The 17,631-nt window shown below is 53.2% G+C and carries 16 protein-coding genes; 4 read left to right on the forward strand and 12 right to left on the reverse strand.

Annotated features, from left to right (window positions below):
- Position 1 precedes the first annotated feature (1 nt).
- The 3 genes from potC to potA are packed head-to-tail and all read right to left on the reverse strand — an operon-like array spanning position 2 to position 2,731.
- Positions 2-775 (reverse strand): spermidine/putrescine ABC transporter permease PotC, encoded by a 774-nt coding sequence (gene potC / locus ACLHDD_RS04730; protein ID WP_427103145.1) that lies wholly within the window; start codon positions 773-775, stop codon positions 2-4.
- The gene (gene potB, locus ACLHDD_RS04735; RefSeq protein ID WP_427105170.1) at positions 772-1,623 is read right to left on the reverse strand and encodes a spermidine/putrescine ABC transporter permease PotB; all 852 of its coding nucleotides are present in this window, start codon (positions 1,621-1,623) and stop codon (positions 772-774) included. The genes potC and potB overlap by 4 nt, the downstream gene beginning before the upstream one ends.
- Positions 1,616-2,731 carry a spermidine/putrescine ABC transporter ATP-binding protein PotA gene (potA, locus tag ACLHDD_RS04740; protein ID WP_427103146.1) on the reverse strand — a complete coding sequence of 372 codons (1,116 nt, stop codon included), beginning with the start codon at positions 2,729-2,731 and terminating at the stop codon, positions 1,616-1,618. Before potA ends, potB begins: the two co-directional genes overlap by 8 nt.
- A gap of 313 nt (positions 2,732-3,044) precedes the next feature.
- Here potA and pepT point away from each other — a divergent pair, with 313 nt between their 5' ends.
- Entirely contained in the window at positions 3,045-4,274 is a 1,230-nt protein-coding gene (gene pepT / locus ACLHDD_RS04745) for a peptidase T (protein ID WP_427103147.1), read from the forward strand.
- Positions 4,275-4,340: 66 nt separating this feature from the next.
- Here pepT and ACLHDD_RS04750 read toward each other — a convergent pair whose 3' ends face one another.
- The 8 genes from ACLHDD_RS04750 to rluE all read right to left on the reverse strand — a co-directional run bounded on the left by ACLHDD_RS04750 (position 4,341) and on the right by rluE (position 12,190).
- Positions 4,341-5,465: a JmjC domain-containing protein gene (locus ACLHDD_RS04750; RefSeq protein WP_427103148.1), complete on the reverse strand. Its 1,125-nt coding sequence runs from the start codon at positions 5,463-5,465 to the stop codon at positions 4,341-4,343.
- Positions 5,466-5,522: 57 nt separating this feature from the next.
- Complete coding sequence (gene phoQ / locus ACLHDD_RS04755) at positions 5,523-6,983, reverse strand: two-component system sensor histidine kinase PhoQ (protein WP_427103149.1); 1,461 nt, start codon at positions 6,981-6,983, stop codon at positions 5,523-5,525.
- Positions 6,984-6,985: 2 nt separating this feature from the next.
- Entirely contained in the window at positions 6,986-7,654 is a 669-nt protein-coding gene (phoP, locus tag ACLHDD_RS04760; protein ID WP_313652229.1) for a two-component system response regulator PhoP, read from the reverse strand.
- A 104-nt stretch (positions 7,655-7,758) separates the two neighbouring features.
- The gene (purB, locus tag ACLHDD_RS04765) at positions 7,759-9,129 is read right to left on the reverse strand and encodes an adenylosuccinate lyase (RefSeq protein WP_427103150.1); all 1,371 of its coding nucleotides are present in this window, start codon (positions 9,127-9,129) and stop codon (positions 7,759-7,761) included.
- Between the two features lie 44 nt (positions 9,130-9,173).
- On the reverse strand, positions 9,174-9,815 hold the full coding sequence (gene hflD / locus ACLHDD_RS04770) for a high frequency lysogenization protein HflD (protein WP_293769549.1): 642 nt from the start codon (positions 9,813-9,815) through the stop codon (positions 9,174-9,176).
- A 42-nt stretch (positions 9,816-9,857) separates the two neighbouring features.
- Positions 9,858-10,970, reverse strand: a complete 1,113-nt coding sequence (mnmA, locus tag ACLHDD_RS04775) for a tRNA 2-thiouridine(34) synthase MnmA (protein ID WP_427103151.1) — start codon at positions 10,968-10,970, stop codon at positions 9,858-9,860.
- A gap of 42 nt (positions 10,971-11,012) precedes the next feature.
- Positions 11,013-11,486 (reverse strand): NUDIX domain-containing protein, encoded by a 474-nt coding sequence (locus ACLHDD_RS04780; protein ID WP_427103152.1) that lies wholly within the window; start codon positions 11,484-11,486, stop codon positions 11,013-11,015.
- Between the two features lie 41 nt (positions 11,487-11,527).
- Positions 11,528-12,190, reverse strand: a complete 663-nt coding sequence (gene rluE, locus ACLHDD_RS04785; protein WP_313652217.1) for a 23S rRNA pseudouridine(2457) synthase RluE — start codon at positions 12,188-12,190, stop codon at positions 11,528-11,530.
- Between the two features lie 104 nt (positions 12,191-12,294).
- On the opposite strand from rluE, the gene icd reads away from it, so the two are divergent.
- The 3 genes from icd (at position 12,295) to ACLHDD_RS04800 (ending at position 17,201) form a co-directional block, all read left to right on the forward strand.
- Positions 12,295-13,545 carry an NADP-dependent isocitrate dehydrogenase gene (gene icd / locus ACLHDD_RS04790; protein WP_427103153.1) on the forward strand — a complete coding sequence of 417 codons (1,251 nt, stop codon included), beginning with the start codon at positions 12,295-12,297 and terminating at the stop codon, positions 13,543-13,545.
- A 1,868-nt stretch (positions 13,546-15,413) separates the two neighbouring features.
- Positions 15,414-16,109 carry a TetR/AcrR family transcriptional regulator gene (locus ACLHDD_RS04795; protein ID WP_427103154.1) on the forward strand — a complete coding sequence of 232 codons (696 nt, stop codon included), beginning with the start codon at positions 15,414-15,416 and terminating at the stop codon, positions 16,107-16,109.
- Positions 16,110-16,148: 39 nt separating this feature from the next.
- Positions 16,149-17,201: a LacI family DNA-binding transcriptional regulator gene (locus ACLHDD_RS04800; protein WP_427103155.1), complete on the forward strand. Its 1,053-nt coding sequence runs from the start codon at positions 16,149-16,151 to the stop codon at positions 17,199-17,201.
- Here ACLHDD_RS04800 and ACLHDD_RS04805 read toward each other — a convergent pair.
- Positions 17,191-17,535 carry a helix-turn-helix domain-containing protein gene (locus ACLHDD_RS04805; RefSeq protein WP_427103156.1) on the reverse strand — a complete coding sequence of 115 codons (345 nt, stop codon included), beginning with the start codon at positions 17,533-17,535 and terminating at the stop codon, positions 17,191-17,193. The two genes, ACLHDD_RS04800 and ACLHDD_RS04805, sit on opposite strands and share 11 nt — an antisense overlap.
- Between the last annotated feature and the right edge of the window lie 96 nt (positions 17,536-17,631).

Raw genomic sequence — 17,631 nt, forward strand, 5'->3', positions numbered from 1 at the left:
CTTATCGGTTTCTGTCGCGCAGTAACCACTGGCTGGCCGCCACCAGCAGCAACGACAGCAGCAGTAAAATGGTGGCCAGCGCATTCACCTCTGGTGAGACGCCAACCTTTACCATGGAGTAGATCTTCAGCGGTAAGATCTCAAATGTCGGGCCGGTGACGAACGACGAAACCACCACATCATCCATTGACAGGGTAAAGCTCAGCAGCCAGCCCGCTGCGACCGCGGGCATCGCCAGCGGCAGGATAATCCGGCGCAGGATGGTCGTTTCGCTGGCCCCGAGATCTTTAGCCGCCTCCAGCATCCGCACATCAAACCCTTTCAGCCGCGAGTAGACCGTAATCACCACAAATGGCAGGCAGAAAGTGATATGGGAGATCAGCAGTGACCAGAAGCCCAGTGAAATGCCCAGCAGCATAAACAGCACCAGCAGGGAGATGGCCATCACGATGTCCGGCGACATCATCACCACAAACAGCATGCCGCTGACAAACGGCTTACCGCTGAAACGGTAGCGATAGAGCGCCACGGCGGTGAGAGCACCGATCAGCGTGGCGCACGTGGCAGAGAGCACGCCCATGATTAACGAATGCTGCGCTGCCTGAAGCAGGCTGTCATTGTTCAGCAGCAGGCTGTACCACGTGGTCGTAAAGCCCTGCCAGTTGATACCGAACCGGGAGGCGTTAAACGAATTGACGATCAGAATCACGATCGGTATGTAGAACCAGGCATAAATCAGCGCCATAAAAGCGCCGCGTAACAGGCGAGCCATCATCCTAAATCCACCCTGTTATTCAGCAGTCGCGCGACGCGCCAGTAGATCAGCAGCAGTAGCCCCATCAGCAGGGTCATGATGATGCTGGTGGCGGCCCCCAGAGGCCAGTCGCGGATATTGAGGAACTGGCTCTTGATAATATTGCCGATCAGCAGGTTCCTGGCGCCGCCCATCAGGTCGGCGACGTAAAACAGCCCCATCGCCGGGATAAACACCAGCAGGCAGCCCGCGATAATGCCTGGCATGGTCAGCGGCAGAATCACCCGGAAAAAGGTCTGCAGTTTACCGGCGCCCAGGTCGCGCGCCGCTTCCAGCAGCGGTCTGTCCAGCTTTTCCAGGCTGGAGTAGAGCGGCAGCACCATAAACGGCAGCAGGATGTAAATCAGACCAAGGATCACCGCTTCGGGCGTATAAATAATACGGAACGGCTTGTCGATCAGCCCCAGCGACAGCAGGCTTTCGTTCAGCCAGCCACGGGTGCTGAGGAAGATTTTCAGGCCATAGATGCGGATGAGCGAATTGGTCCAGAACGGCACAATTAACAGGAACAGCATCAGCGGACGCAGGCGCGGCGGCAGTTTCGTCAGACACCAGGCGAAAGGATAGCCCAGCAGCAGGCAGCCGAGTGTGGCGATCAGCGCCATATTCAGGGAGTGCAGCAGCACCTCCGCGTAAAGCGGATCGAGCAGGCGACCATAGTTGCTGAGCGTTAGCGTCGTGCTGACGAAACGGGCTTCATCGCGCGTCAGAAAGCTGGTGACGAAGATCATCAGATCGGGAATAAAGACGAACAGCGTCAGCCAGCCGACAATCAGCGCGATAACGCCCTTCTGAAAACCATTACGCATCAGCTTCATAGGGCAGTACCACCTCCCAGCCTGGCACCCAGTTCACGACCATCTTCTGATTCAGCGAATGGTCGAAGTCCGGGTCGTCTTCATTAAAGAATTCGCTGACCGTAATCAGCTTGCCGTTCTCCAGCGCGACCACGGACTCCAGCGTCATGCCTTTATAGTTTCGCTCACGCACATAGCCAATCAGGCCATCTGCCGGACGTTCATCATGGATCTCATCGACCCGTAGATCTTCCGGCCGCAGCATCACATGCAGCCGGTCACCGGCGCTGACCGGGAAGGGGCAGTGAATCTGGCACTCGCGTCCCTCGACCCGCGCACGCACCGCAGGCGCGTCATCGGCGGTGATAACCTCGGCATCAAACAGGTTAATTTCGCCGATGAAGCGGGCGACAAACAGATTTTCAGGCTCTTCGTAGATTTCGCGTGGCGTGCCGTCCTGCACTACCTTGCCGTCGCGCATCACCACGATACGGTCGGACATGGTCAGCGCCTCTTCCTGGTCGTGCGTGACAAAGACGAAGGTGATGCCGAGTTTACGCTGCAGCGCCTTGAGTTCATTCTGCATCTGACGGCGCAGCTTGTAGTCCAGCGCCGAGAGTGACTCGTCCAGCAGCAGCACTTCAGGCCGGTTAACCACGGCGCGGGCGATCGCCACCCGCTGCTGCTGGCCGCCAGAGAGCTGATGCGGACGCCGGTCGGCGAAGCTCTCCAGCTGTACCATTGCCAGCGCCTCGTTAACCCGTTCGCGAATCTGCGCCGCCGGCGTTTTCTGCATCCGCAGGCCAAACGCTACGTTCTCAAACACCGTCATGTGCGGGAACAGCGCATAGCTCTGAAACACGGTATTGACGTGACGATGCTCGGCGGGTGTGTTGGTAATATCCTGATTATCGAGCGTGATCTGGCCGCGGTCGGCCGCTTCCAGACCCGCTATAAGGCGCAGGATCGTCGTTTTACCGCAGCCCGACGGGCCGAGCAGGGTGATGAACTCACCGTGATGAATGGTCAGGTTAAAATCATCAATGATGGTTTTACCGTCGAAAGCTTTACTGATGCCAGAAAGCGTAACCAGCGCCTGCTGTGCGCGTGTTTGCGTCATTTTAGTCTCAGTCTGTTAAAGGTCGGACAGATTTCAGCATAGCTGCATCGCGCAGCCAGCCAGCAAAGAGGGCGGATGATACCTGAAAAATGCGGTAATGCCATGATTTGCCTGCCCGATCGGGGCTAATGGACGCAATGATGGAAAAAATTGCAGAATTTTGGGCAACATTCGCCGGGTGTATCGCTTTTTTCAGGCTTACTGCTTTCCCAAAGGTCCCCGACAGCGCTAACCTGTCTGCGAATGATTTTACGCAACATTGCGTTCGGCAGGTCTGTGAATAATAGCGGACGGCACTTTTAAAGGATGGGATATGGAACAGTTACTTGAGCGCTTTCTGAGTTATGTGGCAGTGGAGACCCAGGCTAAGCCGCAGGCGCGCCAGGTGCCCAGCAGTGAAGGGCAGTGGACGCTGGCGCGTCAGTTGCAGGAGGAGCTGCTGGCCCTGGGCTTTGTCGATGTCACCTTAAGCGATCACTGCTGCGTCATGGGCACGCTGCCCGCCAACGTTGACTGGCCGACGCCGGTCATCGGTTTCATCTCCCACATGGATACTTCGCCCGATTTTACGGCGAAGCATGTGAATCCGCAGATCATTGAGAACTATCGCGGCGGCGATATTGCGCTGGGTAACGGCGATGAGATCCTGTCCCCGGTCATGTTCCCGGTGCTGCATAAGCTGATTGGCCATACGCTGATCACCACCGATGGCAAAACGCTGCTGGGCGCGGATGATAAAGCGGGCATCGCCGAGATCATGACGGCGATGGCGCAGCTGGCCGCCAGCGACAAACCGCACGGTGCCATCCGCGTCGCCTTTACGCCCGATGAGGAGATTGGCCGCGGCACCTCGCACTTTGACGTGGAAGCCTTTGCCGCAGACTGGGCCTACACTATTGACGGCAGCGATCTGGGCGAGTTCGAGTATGAGAACTTTAACGCGGCCTCGGCCACCGTGAAAATCACGGGCAACAATGTGCATCCTGGCTCGGCAAAAGGGGTGATGGTGAATGCGCTGGATCTGGCTAACCAGTTCCACGCGGCGGTCCCGGCCAGCGAAAAACCGCAGTTCACTGATGGCTATCAGGGTTTCTATCATCTGCATCAGATTAAGGGCACGGTCGAACACGCCGAAATGCTCTACATCATCCGTGATTTTGACACCGGGAATTTTGAGCAGCGTAAAGAGACGCTGCTGCAGATTGCTGCGGAGATTAACAAGACTCTGCATTCGGACTGCGCGATCTCGGTCGGGATTACCAACAGCTACCGTAATATGCGTGAAAAGGTGGAGCCGTTCCCGCACATCATCGAGCTGGCGTTGCAGGCGATGCGCGACTGCGGTATTGAGCCGGTGGTGAAGCCGATTCGCGGCGGAACCGATGGATCGGCTCTGTCATGGAAGGGGTTGCCGTGTCCGAACATCTTTACCGGCGGCTACAACTACCACGGCAAGCATGAGTTCGCCTCGCTGAATATCATGGCGAAATCGGTCGAGGTAATTGTGCGCCTGTCAGAGCTGGCAGCGCAGAAGCAGGAATAAAAAAGGCGCTCTGCCAGCATTGCAGAGCGCCTGATTCAGCCGCCGCGCACGGATGCGCCGCGCGGCTTATTCGTCGCCAAAGTACCAGTAACCAGCATTCACCAGACCGGCGATCTGCGCCAGAACCGCCGGATCGTCCAGCGCATCACCCAGATCCGCCAGCGTGATACGACTGTGATGAGCCAGAACTGCCATCACCTCAGGACGCGAACACCCGACCTGCTCCCCGTTCACATAGACGGCATCACCAATCGTCAGCACACGCAGGCCACCTAACCGGCTCAGGGCGTCGCCCTGCTGCAGCGCATCGTAGATTTCATCCGGCTGATAAGGCGGTTCCGGCGGCGCAACATCCAGTTCGTGACGTGACTGCGAAATAAACTCGCCGAACCAGCGCTCGAAGTGTTCAGGCTGATTGACCACATCCAGCATCAGCTGACGCACGCCTTCAATCTCCTGCGGCAGGATCTGCGACGGGCAGTCACGCGCAGGCACGTCCGGATCGCTGAAACGCAGGCTGCCCAGTTCATTGGCCAGCGCGTAGTCGGCAAATCCGCTGATCAGCTCGCGGCCGCTGGGGGCGCGGAAGCCGACGGAGTAGTTCAGGGCATTCTCCAGCGAGTAGCCTTCGTGCGGGAATCCTGGCGGAATGTAGAGAATATCGCCCGGCTCCATTTCTTCATCAATGATGGCGTCAAAAGGTTCGACCTGCAGCAGGTCCGGGTGCGGGCAGTGCTGCTTCAGCGGCATCTTCTCTCCGACGCGCCAGCGACGACGGCCCATCCCCTGAATGATAAAGACATCATACTGATCGAAATGGGGGCCGACACCGCCGCCAGGCACGGCAAACGACACCATCAGGTCATCAACACGCCAGTCAGGCAGGAAACGGAAAGGACGCATCAGCGCCGCCGATGGCTCATGCCAGTGGTTAACCGCCTGAACCAGCAGCGACCAGTTGTTCTCGCCAAGGTGATCGTAACTCTCAAACGGACCATGGCTGACCTGCCATTTGCCGTCCTGATGGCTGACGAGGCGGCTATCCACCTCATTTTCCATAGCCAGACCGGCGAGTTCGTCCGGTGAAAGAGGATCCACAAAATTTTTAAAACCACGCTTCAGCACGACCGGGCGTTTCTGCCAGTAGCGCTGAATAAAATCGGGCCAGTTAAGATCGAGCTGATAGTCCATACAAGGGTTCCGCTTAGGGCTGCAAATGCCAGCAAGTATAACAGCCCCGGAAGGTTTCTACTCGCGGCGATGTTCGACTTCCTGACGCTTAAAGATCACTTCCATACGCGCGCCACCCAGTGCGCTGCTGGAGGCGATGACGTTACCCTCATATTGCTCAAGAATATCGCGCACCACCGCCAGGCCTAATCCCTGACCGGGACGCAGGGTATCCACGCGCTGGCCGCGAACAAACACCAGATCGCGCTTGCTTTCGGGGATGCCAGGGCCATCGTCATCGATGTAGAGATGCAGCACATTTTCACTCTGAAAGGCGCTGACCTCGATAAACTCAAGACAATATTTGCAGGCGTTATCGAGCACGTTGCCCAGCACTTCCATGAAATCATTCTGGTCGCCGACGAAGGTCAGCTCCGGGGAGATATCGAGCGTAATCGCCACGCCTTTGCGCTGATAGACTTTATTCAGGGCCGAACAGAGGCTGTCAAGCAGACCGGAAACGGAGTGCAGGTCGCGCTGCAGCGGATTGTGGTCAGCCTGCATACTGGCGCGATGGAGATAGTACCCGACCTGCTGCGAGATACGGCTGATCTGCTCCAGCATCACCGGCTCAGCCTGTTCCACCGTCAGCTCTTTCCCGTTGCGCAGCGAACGCAGTGTGCTCTGCAATACGGCCAGCGGCGTTTTCAGGCTGTGGGTCAGGTCAGACAGGGTGGTGCGATAACGGGTGTAGCGCTGCCGCTCATTCGTCAGCAGCAGGTTGAGGTTACGCACGAGGCTGCGCAGCTCCTGCGGCGGATTGTCCGCCAGATTTTCGCGCTGGCTGGTCTCCAGTTCACGCACCTGCTGGGTCAGAGCCCCAATGGGCCGCAGGCTCCAGTGCGCCGCCAGCCACAGCAACGGCACAATCAGGATCAGGTTTGCCGCCAGCACATAGCTGAACCACGACCAGACGACATCCGAGTGCTGCAGCTCCTGCGGGATCGAGTCCACTACCACGATGGTGAGCGCAGGCAGATTGGTGGTGGCGTCGTAACGGTTAACGGCAACCGAATGCGTAAAGGTATCGTTGCTGTCCGTATCCCAGTCGTTGAGCCGCCGCTGCGCGTTCAGATTGTTGCCCATCGCCATCAGGCTGGTGTGGTTGCTGGTATCAATCTCGTAGAAGTCCGGCTTCAGCAGCCATTCCCGGCGGATCTTTTTACGGATATCGGGCACGTTACGCTGTTGCCACAGCAGCTTGCCCTGCTCATCGTAGATAAATACCAGCGTCGGAAAGTTAAGCGTCATCCGCTCCGGCTGGGCGATGGTGAGCGTGTTGTCATGCCACTGCGCCAGCGTAAAGAACAGGTTGCTCTCACCCCGCATCACGCGGTAAGTATTTTTGTCGAAACTCACCACATAGCCGATGACCGCGACCATACCGTAAGAGAGTGAGAGGAACAGAACAATGGCTGCTGAGGCCAGCAGAAAGCGGGCCCGCAGCGAGATAGGGCGATAGCGTTTAAACCAGGACATGATCAGAGATCAAAGCGGTAACCCTGGCCACGCACGGTGGCGATGACGTCAGTCGGATGCAGCGCCAGAATCTTTTTGCGCAGACGGCCCATCAGAACGTCGATGGTGTGGCTTTCACGCAGTTCCGCATCCGGATAGAGCTGCAGCATCAGCGAATCTTTACTGACCACTTTGCCAGCGTTGCGGATCAGCGTCTCGACAATGGTGTATTCAAAGGCAGTGAGTTTCACCGGCTCTTCGTTAACCGTCAGTTCACGGCGGGAGAGATCCACCTGGAACGGCGGCATATCGATAATCTGCGAGGCGTGCCCGCTGTTGCGACGCATCAGCGCCTGCAGACGTGCGGCCACTTCTTCAATATGGAACGGCTTGGTCACATAGTCATCCGCGCCCGCCTCCAGCGCTTCGACTTTCGCCTGCCAGCCTTCGCGGGCGGTCAGCACCAGGATCGGCTGACGGACGGCATCGCTGCGCCAGCGGCGAATCAGCGACATGCCATCTTCATCTGGCAGGCCAAGATCCACCAGCGCGATATCCGGCAGATGTTCCTGAAGAAAATAGTCGGCTTCTTTGGCGTCTTCGGCGGCATCGACCTGATGGCCCATGTCTCGTAACTGGACGGCAAGATGATGGCGCAGCAGGGCATTGTCTTCAACAACCAGAACACGCATAGAAATTCCTTACACTCTGTTTGAGTCAACCTGCAGAAAGTATACGCGAAATGTATTAAACAGGATGTTAACGCAGACCGGAGAGCCCCGGTCTGCGGCGGGCACTACTTCAGATCGTCAACCATCTGGATAGCACGGCCAAGATAGTTTGCCGGCGTCATCTGCTTCAGACGCACTTTTTCCTCTTCCGGCAGCGCCAGGCTGTCGATAAAGGCCTGCATACCGGCGGCATCCACGCGCTTGCCGCGCGTCAGTTCCTTCAGCTTTTCATAGGGCTTTTCGATGCCGTAACGACGCATCACGGTCTGGATCGGCTCGGCCAGTACTTCCCAGTTGTGATCCAGCTCGTCCAGCAGACGGTCGCGGTTCACTTCCAGCTTGGAGATACCTTTCAGCGTAGCCTGATAGGCAATCAGTGCGTAACCCACACCCACGCCCAGATTACGCAGCACGGTGGAGTCGGTCAGATCACGCTGCCAGCGTGAAACCGGCAGTTTGCTGGCCAGATGCTGCAGCACGGCGTTCGCCAGGCCCAGGTTGCCTTCGGAGTTTTCAAAGTCAATCGGGTTGACCTTGTGCGGCATGGTTGAGGAGCCAATCTCACCAGCAATCGTTTTCTGTCTGAAGTGGTTCAGTGCCACGTAGCCCCAGATATCGCGATCAAAATCGATCAGGATGGTGTTGAAGCGGGCAATACAGTCGAACAGCTCAGCGATGTAGTCGTGTGGTTCGATCTGGGTGGTGTAGGGATTCCAGGTGACGCCCAGCGAGGTAACGAATTCCTCGCTCAGCGTGTGCCAGTCTACCTCAGGATAGGCGGCAATGTGAGCATTGTAGTTGCCGACCGCGCCGTTGATCTTGCCCAGCACCTCAATCTGTTTCAGCTGACGCAGCTGACGCTCCATGCGGTAAGCGACGTTCGCCATCTCTTTACCCATGGTGGACGGGGTCGCGGGCTGGCCGTGGGTACGGGAGAGCAGCGGAATATCACGGTATTCACTGGCCAGCCCTTTTACGGCGCCAATCAGCTGCTGCCAGTAAGGCAGGATCACGTCACGGCGGGCCGTTTCCAGCATCAGCGCGTGCGACAGATTATTGATATCTTCGGAGGTGCAGGCGAAGTGGATGAATTCAGAGACGGCGTGCAGGGCAGGGAGGTCAGCGACTTTCTCTTTCAGAAAATACTCCACCGCTTTCACATCATGGTTGGTGGTGCGCTCAATGGTTTTAATACGCGCGGCATCTTCTTCTGAGAAACCGGCGACAATCGCATCAAGGAAAGCGTTTGCGTCAGCGTCAAATGCAGGAACTTCCTTGATCTCTGCGGTCGCGGCCAGTTTTTGTAACCAGCGAACTTCAACCTCAACGCGGAATTTCAGCAAACCAAATTCGCTGAAAATCGCACGCAGCGGGCTGACTTTATCGCCGTAACGACCATCGACAGGTGAGACGGCGGTCAGAGAGGATAATTCCATCAGTGCAACTCCTGAATCATTTAGCAGTGTTTTGCCGCACCGACTTAGTAAGTCAGTGGCAGCCGGGATAAGAGGGTTTTCGCTTCACGTAGCAAACGCTGACGCGAGAACATCAGTTGCAGTCGGCCACCGCCGACCTGCTGCCACAATACTGCAGCACGGATGCCGGCCAGCAGCGTCGCACGTACTTTACTCTGAACCTGGGTATTCTGCAGAACCGCCGGCGATCCGGTCACCTGGATGCGCGGACCCAGCGGGCTGATCACATCCACATAGATGGCCGCCATCGCGCTGAGAATGGTATCCGATTCCAGTTCATAGTGCGCCAGCTGACGATCCAGCTGGCTGATACGCTGCGCCAGCGTATTCATAGCAGACTGGCTGCCGCTGAGTTTGCGCTCCAGCACCATCATGCTCAGCGTATAACGGGTCAGTTCAGCGCCAGCGCCCTGGCGGCTGGTGCTGTTCAGCATCGCCATCAGGGTTTCGAGCCCGAGGCGCAGGTTCGCTTCACTGTTGCCGAATACCGCCAGCGTAGATCCTGGATTGAGATCCAGCACGCTGCGCAGCGAGACGGTCAGCGCCTCCGGCTGGCAGTGGCCCTGCTGAGCGAGCTGCTGCACCAGGTGCGCGGACTGACAGATGCCCGCCAGCGCCAGCGTGATATCCTGATAATTTTTCGCCACGGTTACTCCTGTTTACGCGTCATCAATGCAGGCCAGGCCTGCTTACTCTGTCACCAGCGGCAGACGCTGTTCGATAATACCGCCACCAAGGCAGATGTCGCCAAGATAAAATACCGCGGACTGGCCCGGCGTAACGGCGGCCACCGGCTCGTCGAAACGCACTTCAATACGGTCATCGCCCTGTGGAATGATCTCACACGGAATGTCGGTCTGGCGATAGCGGGTTTTCACAGTGCAGCGAAGCGGGGTCGTGATCGGGGTGCGGTCAACCCAGTGCAGCTGCTGCGCAATCAGGCCCACGGACATCAGGCGCGGATGATCGCCACCCTGGGCGACAATCAGGCGGTTACGTGCCACATCCTTATCGACCACATACCACGGGTCATCTTTGCTCTCTTTCAGGCCGCCAATCCCCAGCCCTTTACGCTGTCCCAGCGTATGGTACATCAGCCCCTGATGCTCGCCGACGATCTGGCCGTCTGTGGTTTCGATTTCGCCAGGTTGCGCCGGGAGATAGCGCGCGAGAAAGTCGCGGAATTTGCGCTCGCCGATAAAGCAGATACCGGTCGAGTCTTTCTTCTTCGCGGTGATCAGATCCAGCTGCTCCGCGATGCGGCGCACTTCCGGCTTTTCCAGTTCACCGACCGGGAAGAGACTCTGAGCGATCTGCTGATGGCTCAGCGTGTAGAGGAAGTAGCTCTGATCTTTGTTGCCATCCAGCCCGCGTAACAGCTGGCTCTGGCCCGCCACATCTTTGCGACGCACGTAGTGACCGGTCGCGATGAAATCGGCGCCGAGATCTTCTGCGGCGAACTCAAGGAACGCTTTGAATTTGATCTCTTTGTTGCAGAGGATATCGGGGTTAGGCGTACGACCGGCCTTGTACTCTTCAAGGAAATGCTCAAAGACGTTATCCCAGTATTCTGCGGCAAAGTTAACTTTGTGCAGCTTAATCCCGAGCTTGTCGCACACCGCTTGCGCATCCGCCAGATCGTCCGCGGCGGTACAATACTCCTCGCCATCGTCCTCCTCCCAGTTCTTCATGAACAGGCCTTCAACCTGGTAACCCTGCTGCTGCAGTAACCAGGCGGAAACGGAAGAATCGACGCCGCCGGACATACCGACGATCACTTTTTTCTGGCTGTTGTCAGACATGACACGCTCGCATTACGATAAAAAAACAGGCGGCGCATTCTATCATGCTGAAGGCAGGCGCGCACCCTCATGAAACGGCCACTGGAAGGGGCTGACCAGATGCAACGGATAACGGATACCCTGTTGCCACAGGCGTACGCTCTCCGCCACCAGCGGTGAACGCAGGTTAGAGGCCGTGAGAATCCGCGCTGGCGGCAGCCACCAGCAGCAATCGATGTCACTGTCGTGCGGCTGCGTGGGCGCTTTTTCCGCCAGATCGACACCAAACAGAAAACGCACAAAAGGTGTACTGTCCGGGGCGATCCACTGATGGATTCCGATGAAATAGTGCATCTGCGCGGCGATACCCGTTTCTTCATAAAGCTCGCGTGCGGCGGCTTCCTGAAGCGTTTCGTCGGCTTCGAGATGCCCGGCAGGCTGGTTCCAGGTGGCGCGACCGTTAATCGTTTCCTCCACCACCAGCAGTTCACCTTCTGCCTGAACCAGACAGGCGACAGTAACATGAGGTTTAAACATCCTTTCTCCGCAATTGTTAACCTGAGGTTATAAAAAAGGCTTCAGCGCGGCTTGTCGCTGATGTCGCGCCACGCCCCGGGTGCCAGATCGTCGAGCGTGTAACTCCCCATGGCGAAGCGGATCAGCCGCAGCGTAGGAAAGCCGATATGGGCGGTCATCCGGCGAACCTGACGGTTACGGCCTTCATAAAGCGTGACTTTCAGCCACTGGGTCGGAATATTTTTGCGTTCACGGATTGGCGGCTGGCGTGGCCAGAGCCATGCCGGTTCGGCTACTTTTTCGATGCCGGCGGGCAGCGTCAGGCCATCTTTCAGATTAACCCCATCCCGCAGCGGCTGCAGATCCGCCTCCTGTGGCTCGCCTTCTACCTGCACATAATAAACCTTGCCCGTGCGCTTGCCGGGCTGTGTCAGCGCGGCCTGCAGGGCGCCGTCGTTGGTCAGAACCATCAGTCCTTCGCTGTCACGGTCGAGACGACCGGCGGCATAGACTGCTGTTACGCTGACAAAATCTTTCAGCGTGCGGCGGCCTGCTTCATCGGTGAACTGCGGGAGAACGTCGAAGGGTTTATTAAACAGAATGACGCGGCGTGGGGCCGCCGGGCGGTCAGGCGCACGTCGCGTATCACGTGTCGGGCGGCTGAATCGTTTATCCTGGTGAATTCGTTGAGAAGTTTTTCGCATGGGCTTTGCAGTCAGAAACATTCGGCGCATTATAACGTGAAATTGCGATGATTGGCGTGGCGTAAATATTCAAGTAGTATTGACCCGCATCTTACAAATCATTAACAAACGCCCAGGAGAGGTTAATGGAAAGCAAAGTAGTTGTTCCGGCGGAAGGTCAAAAAATCACCCTGAATCAGGGCAAACTGACAGTGCCAAACAATCCGATCATTCCTTACATTGAGGGTGACGGTATCGGTGTTGACGTTTCCCCGGTCATGCTGAAAGTGGTCGACGCGGCGGTGAAGAAAGCCTACAACGGCGAGCGCAAGATCTCCTGGATGGAGATTTACACCGGTGAGAAATCAGTTGAGCTCTACGGCCAGGACGTCTGGCTGCCACAGGAAACGCTGGATTTAATCAAAGAATATCGCGTGGCAATCAAAGGCCCACTGACTACCCCGGTCGGCGGCGGTATTCGTTCACTGAACGTAGCCCTGCGTCAGGAGCTTGACCTCTACGTCTGCCTGCGTCCGGTCCGTTACTACAAAGGCACCCCAAGCCCGGTAAAACGCCCTGAAGATACCGACATGGTGATCTTCCGTGAGAACTCCGAAGATATCTATGCGGGTATCGAGTGGAAAGCGGGCTCTGCCGAAGCGGACAAAGTGATCAAGTTCCTGCGTGAAGAGATGGGCGTGAAGAAAATTCGCTTCCCTGAGCAGTGTGGTATCGGCGTCAAGCCGTGTTCAGAAGAGGGCACCAAGCGTCTGGTGCGCGCTGCAGTGGAATACACCATCACCAACGATCGTGATTCACTGACGCTGGTTCACAAAGGCAACATCATGAAGTTCACCGAAGGCTCCTTCAAAGACTGGGGATACCAGTTAGTGAAAGAAGAGTTCGGCGGTGAACTGATCGACGGTGGCCCGTGGATGAAGTTCAAAAACCCGAACACCGGCAAAGAGATCATCGTGAAAGATGTGATCGCGGATGCGTTCCTGCAGCAGATCCTGCTGCGTCCGGCTGAATATGACGTGATTGCCTGTATGAACCTGAACGGTGACTACATCTCTGACGCCCTGGCTGCGCAGGTGGGCGGTATCGGTATCGCACCTGGCGCGAACATCGGTGACGAATGTGCCCTGTTCGAAGCCACCCACGGCACCGCACCGAAGTATGCCGGTCAGGATAAAGTGAACCCAGGTTCCGTCATCCTGTCTGCAGAGATGATGCTGCGTCATCTGGAGTGGTTCGAAGCGGCTGACCTGATTGTTAAAGGTGTTGAAGGCGCTATCGCTAACAAGACCGTGACTTACGATTTCGAACGCCTGATGGATGGCGCTAAACTGCTGAAATGTTCAGAGTTTGGTGACGCGATCATCGAAAATATGTAATAGTGTGTGCTAAGTCCACTCCGATTTGCTTCAAAGGGATTGGAGTGGACTCCTTTCAGTTAAATCCTTTTGCAAAACTCCCCGAAAAAGAGCATTTTAACCTGTCACCTGTCACCTGTCACCTGTCACCTGTCACCTGTCACCTGTCAACCTTTTCCCCTGTCGTCATTACAGGATTCGCCTGTGTCTGTTTTTTGATGACCTGACAGGTGCTGTGAATCCACGCTTACAGACGCTATAGCCGTCAGACAAAAATCTCTTTTCTTAACTGGCGCGACTGCCTGTCCAATAACACGCGCTGTTCTATTAATACGCCAGCCGCAGCGAGCCTGGGCAGGCTGTGACGGATCATGCCATTTTTGCTGTCTCGATCGGGCTGGCAGAGTTGGGACTGGCTCCCTGAATAGATCGTTGTCTTTTAATTTGCGTATACCCATCGGCAGAGTCTGCAGAACAATCAGTTCACGCCGTAATGCCACTGGACACCATTAAGAACATTCTGCGACTCATTCATAAGCACCATGAGCAGGAGGCTATCAGGCACTGGGTGATAGAGCAGCATGATGTCCCGCAGAGTGTCTTCAGGAGCTGATTTGTTTCACCAGTACGCGATCAGCCTTGCGCCTGAGCAGGTCATTCACTGCTGAGAAATCAATCACGCTGGCAGCCAACTGTCTCTGACACTGCTGAGGAGAACGCACTTACACAAACAGGCAGGGACAATATCGTTGACCAGCTCTTATCGTAATCTTAAAAAGAAAAAATCTTATAAAAGCATCCCAATCGATTTTGATGTTTGGTGAAGCATTATGGATGCAATGCCGGAAGGGGCTGAAAATCCATCTCAGACTGTCTCATCCTGTGAATCAGGCAAATTCATCGTCACTCCCTTAATGAGAATCAGGTCTGGTTATCTTAGGTAACCGTAAACCAGAGCCTGGCTGGATGAAGTGTATAAGCCACATGTCTTGTGATTTTTAGCATCAAAGATCAGAAATATTGTGGGTGTGGTCAGTTTAGGTCCTCAATGAGTAAAACGCATCGCCAAAAAAAAAGCCCCCGGATAAGGGGCCACCTTTAGTGACAAAGGAAAAGAAATGCCAGGATCAAGGATCGACAGTGATTATGTTCAAGGGTTTTATAATTTCAACCCATTCAACGGAATTAAAAAAAGTACGTAAAATGCGAAAAGCGGGCAGGTGAGAAAAAGTCTCTATTAATCAAAGCCTTTAAAGTTGCATTAAAAATGCTTTATTTATTTAAGCTTTAGTACAATCGCACTATAAGCAAAAAATATCAGAGGCTGCTATTTCCTTTTGTGTTAAATATTTTGTGATAAAGAAATTTTACATAGCGGAGCTTTCCATTTTATATGCCTGGCTACAGGTGAAGGCAGACTCTCGCCATCGTTTCCAGAGGTCGCTTGCAGACTAAACGGGTATGGTTACTGTGAGAAGGCACGCTATATATCTGGTCTTTATCAGATGCATGCTGACATTTAAAACATGTATCCTTTAACTCTTTGATATCGATGCAATAGAGTGGAGTAGTATCATTGGTTGCGTCTGTTCTTCGGCATAAATCATCTGCGCCCTTAGCACGGATTACACTCACAACTGGTGTGGAATAGGAAGCGTAAGCGCTGTTTATACTTACAAAGAATAATGCAGGCAGCATTAAATCTGATTTTTTAAATCGAAAAAAAATCGACATCTGTTATGCCCCCTTTATGCATGAGCGGTGGAATTTTTGAAAAAAGCGACGATTTAAATCTGCACTGGCAGTTACTTGATATAATTTATATCAAGTGATAGAATTTTCAAATTACGTTCTTTCATTCACATAAGTCAATGATAATAAGGGTTTTTATGGCAAGCGAGGAAAGTGGGGTTGTCAGGTATCGTCCCGAAAGGTCATATGCCGGAAGCAAGAAAACCCGAAAAGAGATTCTTAACGCTGCGACCGATGTATTTGGCGAGATGGGATTTGATGGTGCAACAACACGCATCATAGCGTCAAGAGCAGGTGTTACGACGCCCGTTCTTCAATATTATTTCGGCAGCAAGGAGGGAATATTCAATGAATGCACACAGGAGATAGTCGATTTTTGTCTGAACCAATACGATCCTATCATTGCCGACATTGAACAGGCTGTTCTGGTGAATGATAAAGAGTCTGCTCATGTTTCAGTTTGTGCACTAATGGAAAAAATTGTTGAAACTATTTTTTCTGAAATGAGTAGTCCTGGGACTGCAAATTTAATAACAAAGATCCAAACTACAAACACTCCGGACAGATCTCGTAAAATATTTTCTGTGCTGGAAAGTAAACTCCATAGCGCCGTGTTTCTGACAATAAGGTTACTTTCAGGTCCTTCTGTAACCTATGAAGAAATAGCCTTGAGGACACACTATACATTGGGGCTTGCATTGCCATTCCAGTTCATGAGAAACGCTTTTCTGCCATTTGGGCAATACTATACGGCTGAAGATGAAAAGCTAATAGTGTTAAAGGTTTCTGTTAGAACACATTGCAGTACTCTTTTAAATAGCTATAAATCTTAACTGCTTTCAATATAAATAAAATACCTCATAGGATATCTGATGGCTAGTGTCAGGATCATCGCTCAGGCTGCAGGTGTTTCTCCTGCTACGGTATCTAACTTTATTAATAATCGACCAGAAAAAATGCGAACAGAAACCTGGGTCAGAATAAAATCTGTAATCGAGGAAATGGGTTGCTCTCATCTTATTCCTCAACAAAAATTTAAACAGAGTAAAAATATCATTGCGCTACTGCTGCCGTCAGCTGCCAGTGAAAGATATACGTTAATAATAAAAAGCTTAGAACAGGCCGCAGCTAAATTTGATTACAGCGTCATATCAGGGAGTGGCTATGAGGAGTCAGTTCGAGAAACATTATTCATTGATGATATGCTTAAAATTGGCGTAACAATGCTCGTTGTGGTTAAAAGCAATGTTTTCAAAACACACTTTATAAAGGCTTCAGAGCGCGGTATGAAAGTGATTAGTTACGACAGCTATAATCCTAATCGTCTGTTAAGCGAGAATAAGTTTTTTGACCGCTTTAGCATGGACAATTATGAAGCTGCGAGGTTTGCAACCAAAACCTTAATCGAACGCAATCATAAAGATATCATTATGGTCACCGAAGACTATATCAATGAGGAGCTTAGTCAAAAAATACATGGGTTCTACTCTATGCAGGATGCAAGGGGTTCTAAAAGAAGCGATATTGTGAGATCGATTAAAGGTTCTTTGAACCATATTGAGTTAGATCAGTTTCAGCTTGGCAGGAATCTGGCTAATGTCCTTATGAGAGAAAACGTTTTCCCGGATGGCATTGTCGCCACAAATGATATCTTAGCGTATGGAATTCTTTACCAGTTATATACTATCGGCTATATATTAAGGAAAAAGCTAGCCGTGATTGCTCTTGACAGTAGCGCTAATAATTATTTTCCTGAGAAGTTCTTGAGCACTGTATCACCACCGATAAAAAAAATAAGCGAGGACATCATTCTGAGATTAATCGGTGTAAACGAGCTGGATGATTTGAAAAAAGACTTTATTTATGCCCCGGTTTGCAACCTGAGCAGATCGCTTGGCATCAAAAAGGGTCAGTTTATTTTTTGAGTTGATTGCTTTTCTTCCACTGAACGGGTGGGATACCAAACTGATTTTTAAAAGAACGAGTAAAGGTTTGTTGACTATCCCACTTGTATAGCAAGGCAATATCCAACGTGCTCATATCAGAATTTCTCAGCTTAATCGCAGCTTCATCAAGCCTTCTTTTACGAATGTAACCTCCCAGAGAGACGCCATAATATTCTGTGAAACTCCGTTGTAAATACCATTTACTGTAACCCGCCTTTCTTGCAATTTCATCAATGCTAATTTTTTTTTCAAGGTTGCCATCGATCCATTCCAGCAAAGCTAAAAAAAAATTCCCATTATGCTTAAGGTACATAGGTTTATCCTGGTGTGAAATGTTATCGGTTGATAGAATTTGTCAGATAAAAGTATAGTAGCGACTGCTTTTTTTCAACTTCAAACGCAGGTGAAC

The organism is Pantoea sp. NSTU24 (assembly GCF_050157905.1).
GTDB lineage: Bacteria > Pseudomonadota > Gammaproteobacteria > Enterobacterales > Enterobacteriaceae > Pantoea.

Coding starts and splice junctions, on each gene's coding strand:
- potB (WP_427105170.1), bottom strand. CDS start 1,623: ATGCGTAATGGTTTTCAGAAGGGCGTTATCGCGCTGATTGTCGGCTGG.
- icd (WP_427103153.1), top strand. CDS start 12,295: ATGGAAAGCAAAGTAGTTGTTCCGGCGGAAGGTCAAAAAATCACCCTG.
- ACLHDD_RS04795 (WP_427103154.1), top strand. CDS start 15,414: ATGGCAAGCGAGGAAAGTGGGGTTGTCAGGTATCGTCCCGAAAGGTCA.
- purB (WP_427103150.1), bottom strand. CDS start 9,129: ATGGAATTATCCTCTCTGACCGCCGTCTCACCTGTCGATGGTCGTTAC.
- potC (WP_427103145.1), bottom strand. CDS start 775: ATGATGGCTCGCCTGTTACGCGGCGCTTTTATGGCGCTGATTTATGCC.
- phoP (WP_313652229.1), bottom strand. CDS start 7,654: ATGCGTGTTCTGGTTGTTGAAGACAATGCCCTGCTGCGCCATCATCTT.
- ACLHDD_RS04805 (WP_427103156.1), bottom strand. CDS start 17,535: ATGTACCTTAAGCATAATGGGAATTTTTTTTTAGCTTTGCTGGAATGG.
- rluE (WP_313652217.1), bottom strand. CDS start 12,190: ATGTTTCTGACTGCAAAGCCCATGCGAAAAACTTCTCAACGAATTCAC.
- ACLHDD_RS04750 (WP_427103148.1), bottom strand. CDS start 5,465: ATGGACTATCAGCTCGATCTTAACTGGCCCGATTTTATTCAGCGCTAC.
- mnmA (WP_427103151.1), bottom strand. CDS start 10,970: ATGTCTGACAACAGCCAGAAAAAAGTGATCGTCGGTATGTCCGGCGGC.
- phoQ (WP_427103149.1), bottom strand. CDS start 6,983: ATGTCCTGGTTTAAACGCTATCGCCCTATCTCGCTGCGGGCCCGCTTT.
- ACLHDD_RS04780 (WP_427103152.1), bottom strand. CDS start 11,486: ATGTTTAAACCTCATGTTACTGTCGCCTGTCTGGTTCAGGCAGAAGGT.
- ACLHDD_RS04800 (WP_427103155.1), top strand. CDS start 16,149: ATGGCTAGTGTCAGGATCATCGCTCAGGCTGCAGGTGTTTCTCCTGCT.
- potA (WP_427103146.1), bottom strand. CDS start 2,731: ATGACGCAAACACGCGCACAGCAGGCGCTGGTTACGCTTTCTGGCATC.
- pepT (WP_427103147.1), top strand. CDS start 3,045: ATGGAACAGTTACTTGAGCGCTTTCTGAGTTATGTGGCAGTGGAGACC.